Annotated in this window: 8 protein-coding genes; 1 reads left to right on the top strand and 7 read right to left on the bottom strand. The window is 72.6% G+C overall.

The genetic code is table 11. From position 1 onward, the window contains the following. Positions 1 to 19 precede the first annotated feature (19 nt). From NQZ70_RS10000 to NQZ70_RS09970, 7 genes are all read right to left on the bottom strand, one after another. Complete coding sequence (locus NQZ70_RS10000) at positions 20 to 7,726, bottom strand: non-ribosomal peptide synthetase (protein WP_129574014.1); 7,707 nt, start codon at positions 7,724 to 7,726, stop codon at positions 20 to 22. A gap of 85 nt (positions 7,727 to 7,811) precedes the next feature. Next, the gene (locus NQZ70_RS09995) at positions 7,812 to 8,633 is read right to left on the bottom strand and encodes a phytanoyl-CoA dioxygenase family protein (protein ID WP_129574013.1); all 822 of its coding nucleotides are present in this window, start codon (positions 8,631 to 8,633) and stop codon (positions 7,812 to 7,814) included. Positions 8,634 to 9,558: 925 nt separating this feature from the next. Beyond that, complete coding sequence (gene mtnC, locus NQZ70_RS09990) at positions 9,559 to 10,278, bottom strand: acireductone synthase (protein ID WP_129574012.1); 720 nt, start codon at positions 10,276 to 10,278, stop codon at positions 9,559 to 9,561. Then, positions 10,275 to 10,817 carry an acireductone dioxygenase gene (locus NQZ70_RS09985; protein ID WP_129574011.1) on the bottom strand — a complete coding sequence of 181 codons (543 nt, stop codon included), beginning with the start codon at positions 10,815 to 10,817 and terminating at the stop codon, positions 10,275 to 10,277. Before NQZ70_RS09985 ends, mtnC begins: the two co-directional genes overlap by 4 nt. After that, the gene (locus NQZ70_RS09980) at positions 10,814 to 11,452 is read right to left on the bottom strand and encodes a methylthioribulose 1-phosphate dehydratase (protein WP_129574010.1); all 639 of its coding nucleotides are present in this window, start codon (positions 11,450 to 11,452) and stop codon (positions 10,814 to 10,816) included. The genes NQZ70_RS09985 and NQZ70_RS09980 overlap by 4 nt, the downstream gene beginning before the upstream one ends. Positions 11,453 to 11,556: 104 nt before the next feature. Then, the gene (locus tag NQZ70_RS09975; protein ID WP_129574009.1) at positions 11,557 to 12,633 is read right to left on the bottom strand and encodes a glycosyltransferase family 2 protein; all 1,077 of its coding nucleotides are present in this window, start codon (positions 12,631 to 12,633) and stop codon (positions 11,557 to 11,559) included. 1,150 nt (positions 12,634 to 13,783) lie between these two features. Next, positions 13,784 to 14,539 (bottom strand): SDR family oxidoreductase, encoded by a 756-nt coding sequence (locus tag NQZ70_RS09970; protein WP_129574008.1) that lies wholly within the window; start codon positions 14,537 to 14,539, stop codon positions 13,784 to 13,786. Between the two features lie 132 nt (positions 14,540 to 14,671). On the opposite strand from NQZ70_RS09970, the gene NQZ70_RS09965 reads away from it, so the two are divergent. Further along, positions 14,672 to 15,430, top strand: a complete 759-nt coding sequence (locus tag NQZ70_RS09965; protein ID WP_129574007.1) for an AraC family transcriptional regulator — start codon at positions 14,672 to 14,674, stop codon at positions 15,428 to 15,430. The last annotated feature ends 46 nt before the right edge of the window (positions 15,431 to 15,476 follow it).

The following is a 15,476-nucleotide window of genomic DNA, read 5'->3' as shown; positions in this document are numbered from 1 at the left end:
TAGAGCGTCGGCGAGAAGGTCAGCGCGTCGGAGCCTCGAGCGGACGGCCCGCGGCCTCGAGGCTCTGCGCGAGCACCTGGGCGACGGCGCGCGCATGGGGCTCGGCGAACATCGTCATGTGATCGCCGGGCACCCAGCGGACATCGACGCCGGCGCGGGCGTGCTTGCCCCAGCCCCAGGCCGGGTCGTCCGCCGCGCGCGCGAAGAGGCCGAGGTCCACGAGAGGGTCGAAGCGGCTCGGCTCGGAGGCTCGCAGGAGCACGACGCGATCCACCGTCACGTGGGCCGGATCGTAGCGGCCGTACGCGAGATCGCTCGCCTTCATGACCTCCGCGATGCCGCGCGCGCGATCGGGCCCCGCGTCCGTGGGCAGGACGCCGAGAGCCCCGAGCCGGCGCGCCAAGAGCTCGAGCTGCGCCTCCGGGCTCCTCGCCCGGAGCTCCTCGTCGAGCGAGCGCAGCGCCTCCGAGGACATCGGCTCGAAGAGCGCGAGGATGGCCGTGAGCCAGCGGGCATGGTCCCACCGGAAGCCGATCCAGTCGCGCTCGGCGACGGGCGCCGGGACATCGAGGATCGCGAGCAGGGCGACCTGCTCGCCTTCGCGCTCGAGCTGCCGGGCCATCTCGAAGGCGATGGCGCCGCCGACGGAGTGGCCGCCGAGAGCATAGGGGCCATGAGGCCTGAACGCGCGGATCGCGGCGAGGTGATGAGCGGCGAGCGCCTCGATGGTGGCGAGCGGCGGCGACTGCCCGTCGATGCCGGGGTACTGGAGGCCGTAGAAGGGCTGATCCGCGCCGAGGTGCCGCGCGAGCGCGTGGAAGTAGACGACGTTGCCGCCGGAGCCGGCGACGCAGAAGAAGGGCGGGCGCCCGCCGTTCGGCTGGATGGGGACGAGGGGCGTCCAGGGGCGCGCACGCGCGGGCGCGCGCAGGGCGCTCGCGACACGCTCGACCGTCGAGCCTCCGAACAGGGCGGCGAGCGGGAAGGCCTGCCCGAACTCCTGCTCGATGCGCGCCGTCAGCAGCGTGGCAAGGAGCGAGTGGCCCCCGAGGTCGAAGAAATCGTCGGTCGCGCCGACCGGGTTGACGCGGAGGACCTCGGACCAGATGCGCGCGAGGCGGAGCTCGATCTCGTCGCGAGGAGCGACCCATGCACGGCCGGTCGGGGCCGCGAGCCCCTCGGGCTCCGGGAGCGCGCGCCGATCGGCCTTCCCGCTCGGCGTCAGCGGAAGCGAGCTCAAAGGGACGATCACCGCAGGGACCATGTAATCAGGGACGGTGGCCCTCATGAACTCGCGCAGATCACCGACATCGCAGCCGTCCCGCGGGACGACGTAACCGACCAGCCGCTTGCCGCCGGTCGCGTCGTCCCTGGCGGCGACGGCCGCGGCCTCGACGCCAGGATGGCGGGCCAGGACGGCCTCGACCTCGTCGAGCTCGACACGAAAGCCGCGGATCTTGACCTGCGCGTCCGTGCGGCCGAGAAACGCGATGTTGCCGTCGGGGAGATACCGCGCAAGGTCGCCGGTGCGGTAGAGGCGAGCGTCGGGAGCGGCGGAGAAGGGATCGACGAGGAACCGCTCCGCCGTGAGCTCTGGCCGGCCGAGGTAGCCGCGCGCGAGGGAGGCGCCGCCCACGTAGAGCTCGCCGGGGACGCCGATCGGGACGGGGTGCCCCGCAGGGTCGAGGAGGTAAATCTGGGTGTTGTCGATCGGTCGGCCGATCGACGGCAACTCCGGCCATGCGCTGGCCGGGCCAGAGAGCGTGAGCGCGGTCACGACGTGCGTCTCCGAGGGACCATACTGATTCTGCAGCACGCAATGGGGGAGCTCCTCGAAGAAGCGGCGCACCGCGGGCGTGATCCGGAGCTGCTCCCCCGCGACATAGAGCTCGCGCAGGCTCTCCGGGGCCGGGGCGCCGCGGTCGACGGCCACCGCCATCTGTTGCAAGGCCACGAAGGGGAGGAACATGCGGGCGACGCGGTGTTCCGCGATGACCCCGAGCAGCGCGAGCGGATCTCGGCGCGCCGGCTCCGAGATGAGGACCAGGGTGCCGCCCGTCCAGAAGGTGGCGAACAGCTCGAGGAAGGAAGCGTCGAAGCTGATCGGCGCAAACTGCAGGGTGCGGTCGCCCGAGCCGAGCGCGGTCTGGCGGAGCTGCCAGGCGAGGAGGTTGACGAGGGGCCCCAGCGGCATCGCGACGCCCTTGGGAGTCCCCGTGGAGCCCGAGGTGTAGAGGACATAGGCGAGCTGATCCGGTGAGGCCTCGTCGTCCAGGTCGTGGTCGGGCTCGGCCGAGAGGAGGTCCTGGGCGGCGTCCATGCACAGCGCCTCGGCGCCGTGGTCCGGCAACAGGTGGAGGAGCCCCGCGCGGGTGACGAGCACGCGGACGCCGGCGTCGGCGCACATGAAGCGCAGTCGCTCCGCAGGATAGCTGAGATCGAGCGGGACATAGGCCGCGCCGGCCTTGAGGATCCCGAGCACGCCGACGATCAGCTCCGGCGTCCGGTCCAGGAGCAGGGCGACGCCGGTATCGCGGCGGACGCCGAGCCGGCGCAGGCGACGCGCGAGCTGGTTGGCGCGGCGGTTCAAGGCGTCATAGGTGAGCTCCTCCGCGCCGAAGACGACGGCGGCGGCGTCCGGGGTCCGGCGCACCTGCGCCTCGAAGGGCGCCACGATGGAGCAGGAGGGGCGCTCGATCGCCGTCGCGTTCCAGTCGTCGAGGAGCTGCCGGCGCTCCCCGGGGGTGAGCATGGGCAGCTCGGATATCCGCCTCGCGGGGTCCTCGGCCATCGCGGCGAGCAGCACCTCCAGGTGGCCGGCCATCCGCCGCACGGTCTCTGCCGCGAGCAGATCGCTGCGGTACTCGATCCGACCGAGGATCCCCTCCGCGCGCTCGTCGATCTCGATCATGAGGTCGAACTTCGCGGTGCCCGTGTGGACGCCGAGGCGGTCGAGCGTCCACCCGAGCGGGCCTGCGGCGAGCGGCGGCTGCGAGATGAACGCCACCTGGAAGAGGGGATTCCGACCGGCGTGGCGCCGGGGATGGAGCGCCGCGACGAGGGCCTCGAACGGGAGCGCTTGATGCTGGAGGGCCTCGAGGCTGAGGCCGCGGACCCGCCGCAGGAGCTCGCCGACCGTGGGATCGCCGGAGAGATCGGCGCGGAGGACGAGGGTGTTGTCGCAATAGCCCATCACGCGCTCGAGCTCCGGCCGGCCGCGCTGCGCGATGACCGTGCCGAGCGCGAGATCGCGCTGGCCGGTGTAGCGATGGAGGAGAACGTAGATGGCGGCGGTCACGGTCATGAAGAGCGTGCCCCCCTCCCTGCGACCGAGGCGCCTCAGGGCCTCGGTGAGGTCGCTCGAGAGCGCCATGCACGCGCGCTCTCCGCTGCAGCTCGGGGCGCTCGGGCGGGGCCGGTCGAGCGGGAGCTCGAGCTCGGGCAAGCCGCGGAGCCGCTCGATCCACCACGGGAGCTCGGCCTTCGCGGCCCGCTCGGCCTCGGCCCGCTGGTAGGCGACGAAGTCCGCGTACTGGGCCGGGAGCTCGGGCCACGGCGGCGCCGTCGCGCCGCGGGAGAGGGCGTCATAGGCCACCTCGAGCTCCGCGAGCAGGACGCGGTACAGGGAGATGCCATCGACGATGAGATGGTGAAGGACGAGGTGGAGCTCCTGTTCGTCGTCGGCGAGGCGCACGAAGGTCGCTCTGAGGAGGGGAGGTGCTCCTAGGTCGAAGGAGAGCCGGGCTTGCTCTTCGGCGAGGCGCTGCGCCGCGGGCGCACGGTCCGCCGGAGGGACCGCCCGCAGGTCGACGACGCGCAAAGAAAAGGAAGGAGCGCGAACGAGCCGCACCGGCCGACCCTCCCTCTCGACGAACGCCGTGCGCAGGATCTCGTGACGGCGGATGAGCTCGACCAGGCACCGCTCGAGGACGCCTTCATCGACCGGGCCGCGCATGCGGATCGCGCAAGGCTCGTTGTAGAGCGGCTCTCCGGCGTGGAGGCGGTGCAGGAACCAGATCTGCTCCTGGCCGGGGGAGAGCGGGAGCTCGTGCTGCGGCGCCGCGAGAGCGGCGGCGTCGTCCGCCGGGCGCGCCGCGAGCTGGCTGCCGGCGTCGTCCTCCCGGGGGGCGCGCTTTGCGTCGATGTGCTCGGCGAGCTCGGCGATGCTCGGCGCGCTGAAGAGCGCGTCCACCGAGAGCTCGACGCCGAGCGCGCTCCTGATCCGCGCGGCGGTCTGGATCGCGATCAGCGAGTTGCCGCCGAGATCGAGGAAGTTGTCGTGAACGCCGATCTCCGCGCCGAGGATCTCCTTCCAGATGGCGGCCAGGGCGCGCTCGGTGGCGGTGCGCGGGAGATCCGCCGGATCGATGCCAGCGTCCCCTGCGGGCGCGAGCTCCGCGGGCAGCGACGCCCGCGAGAGCAACGCCTGGCGATCGAGCTTGCGGCTCACCGTGCGAGGGAGGCAGTCCATCGCGTGGAAGGCCGAAGGGATCATGTAGGCGGGCAGCCGCGACGCGAGGAAGCCGCGCAGCTCCTGCGGGAGGTTCGACGAGGGCGTCCGGGGTACGACGAAGGCGACGAGGCGGCGCGAGCCGTCGGCGTGCTCCGGCGCGACCACCGCGGCGTCGCCCACGAGCGGGCTCTCGACCAGGATGGCCTCGATCTCCTCCGGCTCGACGCGGAAGCCGCGGATCTTGACCTGATGGTCGGCGCGTCCGACGAACTCGAGGTGTCCATCGGCGCGCCAGCGCACGAGGTCTCCTGTCCTGTAGAGGCGAGCGCGCCCTGATGGATCGAAGGGGCTCGTGATGAAGCGCTCCGCCGTGAGCTCTGGCCGGCCGTGATAGCCGCGCGCGAGGCCGGCCCCGCCGAGGTAGAGCTCCCCGGCGACCCCTCCGGGAACGGGCTCGCCCGCCGGGCCGAGCACGTGCGCCTCGACGTGCGGCATCGGGCGCCCGATCGGGACCTCGGCGCCGAGGTCGTCGACGGCGGAGAGGTCGCAGGTGATCGCGACGACCGTGGCCTCGGTGGGCCCGTAGGTGTTCACGAGGCGCGGGGACGGCCCGCAATGCGCCTTCCACGCGAGGACCCGCGCGAGCGACGCGCGCTCGCCGCCGATGATCACGAGGCGGACGCAGGGCGGCAGCTTCAGGCCGGACGCGGTGAGCTCGACCGTGAGCTGGTGCCAGTAGCCGGTCGGCAGATCGAGGACGGTCAACCCGAGCTCCGCGCAAGCCGCGACGAGCGCGGGCGCCGAGCCGATCATCGCCTCGCTGCGCAGCACGAGCGTGCCGCCGGAGGTCAGGCTGGTGTAGATCTCCTCGACGGCAGCGTCGAAGCTGATCGCGGCGAACTGGAGGACGCGATCGCCCGGGCCGATGCCGTAGTCGACGCACGCCGAGCGCGTGAAGCGCGACAGCGCGGCATGCTCCACGACGACGCCCTTCGGTTGGCCGGTGGATCCCGACGTGTAGATGACGTACGCGGCCTGGCCGAGGCCCGCGGCGGCGGCCGGCGCGCCGGTGGGGCGAGCCTCGATGGCGGTGCGGTCGGCGTCGAGGCACACGACGTGCGCCGCCTGCGACGCCAGCCGGCAGGCGAGCGCCTCCGACGTGAGGACCGTCACGACGCCCGCGTCCTTGAGGATGTAGGCGCGACGCGGCTCCGGCTCGGCGGGGTCGATGGGGACGTACGCACCTCCCGCCTTCAGCACGGCCAGCATCGCGACGATCTGCTCGATCGAGCGCTCCAGGCAGATGCCGACGAGCGCCTCGCGGCCGACGCCGAGCGCGGCGAGGTGGTGCGCGAGCTGGTTGCTGCGGGCGTCGAGCTCGGCGTAGGTGATGGAACGGGCGCCGGCGACGACGGCGATCGCGCCCGGAGCTCTCTCCGCCGCTCGCGCGAACAGGTCGTGGACGCAGGCCGCGTCGTCGGAGGCGCCGCGGGGGTGGGCGGCGCCGTTCTCGCCGGCGCGCGCCGGGCGCGCGCCGCCTGGCCAGAGATCCCCTGCGGGCGCGGCGAGCGTGGTCCGCGGCGCCTCCGCGCGACGCGCGCGCGAAGGCGGCGTCCAGTAGGCGAGATCCTCCTCGAACCTGCGGCGCAGGTAGGGATCGAGCGCGTCGCTTATGCCCGGCAGCCCCTGCTCGACGTCGCCGACCGCGGCGGCGTAGCGGGAGATGCGGAGCGCGAGCGCGTCGCGGCTCATGAGGGCGGCCTCCTCCCGGGCTCCATCGCACGCCGCCGCGAGCGCCGCGTCGAGGCGTCCCCCGAGCCACGCGGCGGCCGGGCGCAGGGCCGACGCATCTCCGCGGCTGCTCTCGACCGCGGCGAGGAGGAGCGCTTCGGTCGTGGCATCCCCGAGGAGCGCGCTGCCCCAGTAGAGGGCGGTCGACCGGTCGTCGAAGGGCGTCGCGGCATTCCCCGCGCGGGCCCGCACCCGTGTTGCTGCTTCCTCGAGGCGGCGGGCGATCGCCGGCGACGCGCACGTCTCGGCGAGGAAGCGGTACAGGCTCCGGTCCGCGTGCAGCGCGCTCGAGCCGAGCACCATGTTCAAGGCCTCGGTCGGGCCCTCGAAGATGCGCCATGGGCGCGCGTCGCGGTACATCTGCGGCACGAGGTTGCTCTCCTCGTAGCCGCGCGCCCCGAGGAGCTGGACGAGCTGATCGACGGCCCAGCCCAGGGACTCGGCGCCGGCGTTCTTGCAGGCCATGTACGCCTCGGCGGGGACGCTCCGGCCTGCGTCGCGCAGCTCGGCGATCCGCGTGGCCAGCGCCTCCACCGACGTGATCCGGGCTGCGAGCTCGCTCATGCGGGCGAGCGTCACGGGGTTGTCGAGGAGGTTGCCTGTCAGGACCTGCCGCCGCTCCGCGTAGCGGAGCATGAGCTGCGCGCAGCGCTTCATCCCGCCGACCGCCATCCCGCCCAGATAGAAGCGGATGAGCATCATCGTGTCCCGGGCTCCCTCCATTCCGCTGCCCGGCGCGCCGAGCATGTCGGCCGTGGTCACGCGGACGCCGTCGAGCACCACCGTGTTCTTGGTGAACCCGCGCAGCCCCAGGGTGAGCGCCTCTGGCCCGATATGGAGCCCGTCCGCGCCCTGGCGGACGATGAAGCCCGTCAGCCCACGAGAGCGGCCGCGCTCGTCGAGGAGCTGGGCATAGACGTGGATGACGCTGGCGGCGGAGCCGGCGCCGACCCAGAGCTTGCTGCCGTGGAGGCGCCACGCGCCCTTACCTTCCGGGACCGCCCTGGTCTCGATGGCGCGGAGGTTGGAGCCCGCTTTGGGCTCGGTCATCGCCACCGCGGCGAAGGCTCGGCCGCGCGCGACGAGCGGGAGGAGCTCGCCGCGCACCGCCTCGGTCGCGTGGTGACCGATGGTGTGCGCGCCGAGGATGCTGTCCAGGACCACGATCGCGAGCGTGAGATCGATCGCCGAGAGCTGCTCGAGGACGCGGAGGGCGTCGCCGCAGCGGAGGCCGAGCCCGCCATGGCGCTCGGACACTTGCATGCCGAGCAAGCCGCGGTTGCCGAAGTCCAGGATCACGTGCGGCGGGATGCAGCGCCGCTCGTCGATCAGGCGGGAGTTGATCCGCCGCTCGGCGTACTCGCGCACCCATCGGATCAGCTCATCCGCGCGCCGCCGGCTGGTCTCCGGAGAGGCAGCCCAGGGCTCGGGTTGTACGATGTTCGAGTGCTGCTCGACGTGATGTAAGGTATCGGTGTGCATGTGCAAATTCCCTGCGAAGGCGCGGCGCCTCGTGCGCCGGTCGGAAATGTCTCCTGGTCAGCCGATCCGCTCGTGGGGGAGGTGATCACTCCGTGAGGATGCTCTCGGGGCCGGCGATGACCGGGGTGTAGTCACGGCTCGCGAGGAACTCGGGCCGCGGCATCGAGACCGGGTGAGCTCGATTGAGGACGCTGTTGTACGTGACCAGGATGAGGCACCGGTCGATCGGCGTGATGTTGTTGCTCGACCCATGTACGAGGTTCGGGTGGAACAGGAGCACGGAGCCGGCGGATCCCAGCGCGGTCCGTACGGGGTGGCGAGCCGCGAGGTAGCGCACCTGCTCGCGGCTCAGCACGTACTTGAGGTCCGCGGTCAGGTTGTGGATCCACGCCGGTTCGCCCGCGTAGGCCCCGCCTTGGCTCGCGGACGGGCGCACCTCGATGACGCCCTCGCGGTGCGAGCCGGCGAGGAACATGAGCGGGCCGTTCGACTCCGTGTTGTCGTCGACCATGACAGCGACGTTGACCAGCCGGGGCTCGGGCAAGCCGTCCTCTTCACGCCAGAAGATGAAGTCCTGGTGCCAGGGCCAGAGCTCGCCGGCGAACGCCGCCTTGAGGTTGATCTTGAACTGATAGACGAACACCTCATCCGCCAGGATCTGGCGGCACGGCTCGACGAGACGAGGGTGGCGGACCAGCCTGGCGAAGCTCTCGAACGTCTTGTGCTGGCCGTGAACGCCGCGCACGGTCTGCCCGTCCCGCTCGAGGACGCGGCGCGGAGACTCCTCGGCGAGCGCTACGCGGGTATCGGCCCGGATGCGCCCGAGCTCGGCGTCGGACAGCACATTCGGGACGATCACGAACCCGTCTTGATGGTAGGCGTCCAGCTGAGTCTTCGTGAGCTTCATGAGCGGATCTCCTCCAGTGGTCATGGCCGTCATCAACGCGACGGCGAGCGGCAGATACAGCATCGTGGAACGATTGCGACGCAGCGTTGAGCGCGTGCGCGGTCATCCCCCTGGCGCACGGCGATGCTGCTGTGCCCGGTAGACAATGCACTTTGCGGGCCAATCGCGTATTCTCGCTCACAGAGCGCTGGCCGTGTCCGACGCCCGGCGGTGGTCCTGGAGGTGGAGGGCACGGCGGGAGCGCGGAAGGCGCCGGGCGCGGAGCGCAGGTCCGCGGAAAGGCTCCGCTTTAGCGCGCCATGCGGCCGGCGAGGGCGCCGCGCCCCTGGGCGCCGTCTCCGTGACATGTCACGGGGGCTGTCACGCTGCCGCCGTGACATGTCACGGGGACTGTCACGCTGCCGCCGTGACATGTCACGGGGACTGTCACGCTGCCGCCGCGACATGTCACGGGGACCGTCACGCTGCCGCCGTGACATATCGCTCGTCGGGCTCGCGATCGTCGTCGTGCTCTCGGGGCTCGTCGCCGCGTTCCTCTGCTGGGGCCGACGTTTCCGCGAGGGCAAGACTGCCCTCCCCCGCTCGCGTCTACGGCGCGCCGCCGAATTGAAGCTCGACTCCGCCGATCCTATAGCTATCGACGTAATAGCTCTTGGCGACGCGGTCGTAGCTCATCTCGCCCCCTCTCCCCATCCCCCCACGGAACGAGCCAGCGGGGGAGGGCGTGCGGCGCGGGCGGGGGGCGGCGGGGCAGGCCCCCACAAACCCGAGCGCCGGCCCGCGGCGCAGCGATTCGCCCCCCGATCGCCCCACCCGTTCCCATGGCCATAGCCACCAAAAGGCGCGAGTTTGTGGGACCGCCCCGCCGCCCCCCGCCCGCGCCGCACGCCCTCCCCCGCTGGCTCCGCTGCAGTCGGCTCAGCGCCTACGGTTGCCCCGGCTCCACCGCGATCTCGTCGAACCGCTCCGCCGCCGCGTGCCGGCTCCCCGGCTCCCGCGCCGTCCCTGGCCGGAGCAGCTGCACCGTGCGCATCCCCGCCGCCGCCGCCGCGTCGAGCTCCGCCGCCACGTCGGACAGGAACAGCACCTCTCCCGGCTGCACCCCGAGCGCCTCCGCGATCCGCTGGTAAGCCCCCGCCTCCCGCTTCGGCCCGGTCGTCGTGTCGAAGAACGCCGTGAAGAGCCCTGTCAGGTCCCCGGATGTCGTGTGCTGGAACAGGAGCTTCTGCGCCTCGACCGACCCGGAGCTGAACACCGCGAGCGTCGCCCCGCGCTCCCGCCACCGCCGCAGCGCCGGCGCCACGTCCGCGTACACGTGGCTCCGGAGCCCGCCCGACTCGTAGGCGCTGCGCCAGATCTTCCCCTGCAGCGCCTTCAGCGCCGTCTCCTTGCGATCCTCGTCGATCCACGCGCGCAGCGCCGCCGCGAGCTCGCCGTCGCTCACCGCCTGCGCGGGCGCGCCCCGCTCGCGCGCGACCGCGCCCCGGGCCGCCTCGACCTCCGGGCTCCCGGCGTGCGCCGACACGTACGCGGCCAGGTCCCGGCGCGCCACCGAGAACAGCGTCTCGTGGACGAAGCGCACGTCCGTCGTGGTCCCCTCGATGTCGACCAGCACCGCGCGCGCGGGGATCGACGCCGTGCTCACGCCGCGAGCCTCGGGAAGCGCGACGCGATGTCCGACCCGGTGTGCTCGGCGACCCACCCCTTCGGATCGGAGAACCACCGGATGCAGGTGAACGACGGCGCAGGCCCCATGTCGAACCAGTGCCGCGTCCCGGCAGGAACGCTGATGAGGTCGCCCTTCTCGACCAGGAACGAGAGCACGCGCTCCCCCTGATGGATGCAGAACAGCCCGCGCCCCTCGACGAAGAAGCGCGCCTCGTCCTCGGTATGGATGTGCTCGTCCAGGAACTTCCGCCGGAGCTCCGCGTGGTTCGGCGTGCTCGGGGAGACCGAGATCACGTCCGCCGTGACGAACCCGCACGCCTCGGAGAGCTGCTTCACCGGGCCGGCGTACGCCTCGAGCACCTGCTCCGGCGACGCCGAGGGCGGCAGCGGGCGCTCGGCGGACCAGCGCTCGAAGCGGATCTGCGACGCGCCGGCGACGCGGGCGATGTCCTCGAGCGTCGTGTATTCCTCGGCCTTCGTCGGATCGTTCTCCCGGTACACCCGCAGCAAGCTCATGAGAGCCTCCCTTCCAGCAGCGCGCAGTCGAGCATGAACTCGAGCGCCTCGATGTGGCGGATCGTGTCCGCGATGTCCGCGCCCCAGGTGTAGAGCCCGTGGCCGGCGATGAGGTAGCCGTGCACCGGCGGGTGCGCGGACATGAACGCCTCGACGTCCTCGGCCAGCTTCCGGATGTCCTGCGTGTTGACGAAGACGGGGAGGAGCACCGTGCGGTCGTGCGTCGTCACCCCGGAGAGCGCCTTCGCCACCTCGTAGCCCGCGAGGGTCACGTATCCCTCCTGCGCGCACCGGCGCGAGAGCACCGTCGCGGCCCGCGAGTGGGTGTGCGCGACGGCGCCGATGGCGGCGGAGCGCCGGTAGAGCTGGCAGTGCAGCGCCGTCTCGGCCGACGGGCGGCTGGCGGACGGCCCGACCAGGCGGCCGTCCGCGTTGACGACCACGATGTCCGACGGGCCGAGCGCGCCCTTCGGCCGCCCGGACGCGGTGATCGCGATGGTGCCTTCGCCGAGCCGGGCGGAGAAGTTGCCGCTCGTGGCCGGCGTCCAGCCGCGCTCGTAGCACCAGCGGGACAGCTCGATGAGCTCGGCTGCGACCGAGGAGAACGAGGCCAACGACGTCCCGCGCGCGCTCACCGCGCGACCATACCAAAGCGAGCCCGGCCGATCAACGCGTCCCCCGGCGGCCCGAGCCGCAGAGTCCGGGACAGCCGCGCTCGGCGCGCCCTCGCCTCCGCGCGTCACGACGTCGGCAGGCGGCCCTCCGCGCGCCGTCCAGCGCGGTCGCGCGCGCCGCGGAGCAGGCCGGCCCAGAACCCGAGCCCGTGCGCCGCGTGCATTGCGGGGAAGATGGCGCAGAGCAAGGGAAAATCGCCGGGCGAGGCGCTCCGCGCGAGCCGGAGCGACGCCGCGATGACGAGCGCGGCATACCCGAGCGCCGCGAGCGCGAGCGCGGGTCGGACGGACGGCAGCAGGGCGGACGCGAGGGCGAGCAGCGCGGCGGCGGTCACCAGGAAGAACGGCAGCATCGGCCGGAGCGACAGGAGCCTCCGGCGGCGGAGCAGGGTGCGGGCGCGACCCTTGCCATAGGCGAAGTACTGCCGCGCGAGCGCTGGAAGAGACGATCGCGGGTAGTAGTACGCGACGATGTCCCGGGACAGGTAGACGGCGCCGCCGGCCTCGATGATGCGCTGGTTGAGCTCGGCGTCCTCGTTGGTGATCGCGTCCGGGTCGTAGAGGCCGGCGATCTCGAACGCCTCGCGGCGGAAGGCCCCGTTGAAGACGGACTCGACGAAGCCCTCGCGCGAGGGGTCGCGGTAGGCCGAGCCGCCGACGCCGAGCGGGCTCGAGAGCGCGGCGCAGAGCGCCCGCTGAAAGCGGTTCCGGTGGCGCGCCCGCGCCGCGCCGCCCGCGTTGAGCGCGCCGGTCCTCCGGAGCGCGGCGACCGACGCGGCCACGTAGTCTCCGGCGTAATCGGCGTGCGCGTCCATCCGGACGATCACGTCGCCTCGCGCTCGGCGAATGCCGATATTCATCGCCGCGGCCTGGATCCGGGCGGGGTTGTGGAGGAGCGTCACCCGCGGCTCCTCCGCCGCGACGCGGGCGACGATCTCCCGAGTCCTGTCGATCGATCCGCCGTCGACCACGAAGATCTCGAGGAGCTCGGGAGGATAACGCTGCTTCAGGGCGCAGCGGAGGACGTCCTCGATGTAGCGCTCCTCGTTGTAACAGGGAATGACGATGCTGCACCGCGGCCGCTCGGCGAGCGGGCGCAGCGAGAGGCGGCCCGAGAGGGGCGCGCTCGCCGATGGATCCATGGACTCCCCCCGTCTCTCTCGGGTCGAACCGACCCGACGCTGGACTGTGCGAGAGGCGGATACAAGCGCGGGGCCATGAGGCGTCGCGGGGTCGACCGGAGCAAACCGTGCCGCGCGGGAGGGCCGGGAACGCGGGTGAGCAGGCCGCTGGGCTCGGGCTGCACATCGGCGGGCGAGCTCTTGCCGAGCTGCCCGCTCGCGAGGCGGTGCGAGGGGAGAGCGGCCGACATGCTCACCGACGAGCGGCTCAACGACGCGCCGAACGTCGGTGACCATGGGCTGCCTTCGCTTCCTCGATGAGCGCATCGGCGAGGGTATCGGCGAACAATGCACTGGCCAGAGGAGAGCACGAGCTCGCTCGCGCCGCGAAGGCGCTGCGGGCAGCGGGCCACGAAGCTGGCGGAGGGGAGAAAGCGTCGCGCAGCAACGACAACGGCGCGCGAGGCGATGCGCGGCGCGGCGCAGGAGACCCGCCGGGGCTGCGCAGGAGCCAGACGATGGGGGCGAAGGACACCGACGGGGGCGCGCAGGAGGGGCGCGGGTGCCGCGCAGGACAAGGACGAGTGTAGCGCAGGACACAAACGTGGTTGCGCAGGAGGGCCCACGGCCTGCGCAGGACCGCCGACGGCGCTGCGCAGGAGGGCCGGCGGGTCGGCGCAGGACCCCGCCGGGGGTTGTGCAGGAGGGCCCACGGCCTGCGCAGGACCGCCGACGGCGCTGCGCAGGAGGGCCGGCGGGTCGGCGCAGGACCCCGCCGGGGGTTGTGCAGGAGGGCCCACGGCCTGCGCAGGACCGCCGACGGCGCTGCGCAGGAGGGCCGGCGGGGGGGCGCAGGAGGCCGCCGGGGGTTGTGCAGGAGGCCCACGGCCTGCGCAGGACCGCCGACGGCGCTGCGCAGGAGGGCCGGCGGGGGGGCGCAGGAGGCCGCCGGGGGTTGTGCAGGAGGCCCACGGCCTGCGCAGGACCGCCGACGGCGCCGCGCAGGAGGGCCGGCGGATGGGATCACGGCTGGCCGAAGGGGAAGTCCATCAGGATCCGGCTCTGGACGAAGACTCCATCGTCGAGCGTGGGGTCGTTCATGAGGCCTGATTGGACCCGGAGCTCATCCCGCTGCCGTGAATCCAGAACACGCTGGCGCGCGCGCGTCTCCTCACCAGGGGATCGGGCCTGCGTCGTCCGAGAAGGTGCCAGTCGGCCCGTCGGGGCCGAGCAGCGCGAGCCGCACCGGCTGGCGCGCGCCTTCGGCGACGGTGCGCGTCCCGCTGTGCGCGTTGAGATCGGTCGCGACATAGCCGGGGCACACCGCGTTGACCTTGATCGCGGTGCCGGCGAGCTCCTGCGCGAACGCGATCGTCACCGCGTTGAGCGCGCTCTTCGACGGGGTGTACGCGACGCCGCCGACGCTGCGGTTCGGCGTGGCGGGATCGCTGATCGAGGTCAGCGAGCCGAGGCTGCTCGACATATTGACGATCCGCCCGGCCGGCGCCTCGCGGAGGAGCGGCAGCATCGCCTGGGTCACGGCGATCACGCCGAACACGTTGGTCTCGAACACCTCGCGGACGTTGGCGAGCGAGGCCACGCTCGGCCTCCCGCTCTGGGCGATCTCCTCGACCGTGTCCCCGCGCTGCGCTCCGCCTCTGACGATGCCAGCGTTGTTGACGAGGACGTCGAGCCGGCCGAGCTCGCGACGGATCCGCGCCGCGGCGGCGGCGATCGAGTCGGCGTTCGTGACGTCGAGCGCGATCGCGCGAGCATCGCCGGCGATCTGCTTCGCGGCGGCCTCGCCGCGCGCGAGGTCGCGCGAGCCGACGAGCACCGTGTAGCCGCGCGCCGCGAGCTCCTTCGCGATCGCGTGGCCGATACCTTTGTTGGCCCCCGTGACGAGGGCGACGGGTTTGTCGTTCATGTCCCCTGGATAGCGACCTCCGCGGGCGCTGCCTTGGCGATTCTTGGCCGATCGAGAGGGCGGCCAAGAATGCCCAAGCCGGCCGCCAAGAATGCCCAAGCCGAGGGGGCGCGTCGGGCGTAGAATGGGGGCGTGACGACCCGTGCCGAGCTCCTTCCCGTCCCCGTGCCCGGCGTGCGCGTGACGCGCTGGTCGACCGACGAGCTCTACGGCGGCATGAAGGAAACGTACGCGATCGCCCGCATCGAGGCTGGGCGCACCGAGTGGTGGAGCCGCGGAAAGGTGTGGAGCTGCGGCCCGGGCTCGCTGCAGATCCTGCAGCCCGGCGACGTGCACCGCGACATCTCGCGCGACGGCCCGGGCACGGGCCAGTGCGTCGCGCTCTCGGCGCAGATGGTCGAGAGCGCGATCGGCAGGGTCTGCGTCCATCCACAGCTCGACGCCGGTGACGAGCGGGGCGCGGCGTTCCACCGCCTGCACCACGCGGTGCGCGCCGGCGCCGATCGCCTCGAGATCGAGGCCGCGGTCGCCGAGGCGATCGCCGCGCTCGCGGCGATGGGTGACGTGCAGCGCGAGCTCACGCGACCGGTGCGCCGCGCGGTGGAGCTCCTGCGAGAGCGGCTCGCCGGGCCGGTGACGCTCGACGACCTCGCTGCGCACGCCGGCCTCGACAAGTACCACCTGTGCCGCGCGTTTCGCGCGCAGGTCGGCATGTCTCCGTACGCGTACCTGACGCGGCTGCGGATCATGCGCGCGAAGGAGATGCTCGCCGCCGGCGTGAGGCCGCGCGACATCGCCCCGCAGGTCGGCCTCTACGACCAGAGCCAGCTCAACCGGCACTTCCGGCGCATCGTCGGCACCACGCCCGGCCAGTACGCGCGCGGCGCCTAGAGCGGCGGTCACCCGCTTCGGAGGCGGGCCCATCTCGACGTTTTCG

The sequence above is a fragment of the Sorangium sp. So ce836 genome, assembly GCF_028553905.1.
GTDB classification, from domain to species: Bacteria; Myxococcota_A; Polyangia; order Polyangiales; family Polyangiaceae; genus Sorangium; species Sorangium cellulosum_D.
The sequence above is the reverse complement of the archived record's forward strand: the minus strand, read 5'-3'. Positions and strand labels throughout refer to the sequence as shown.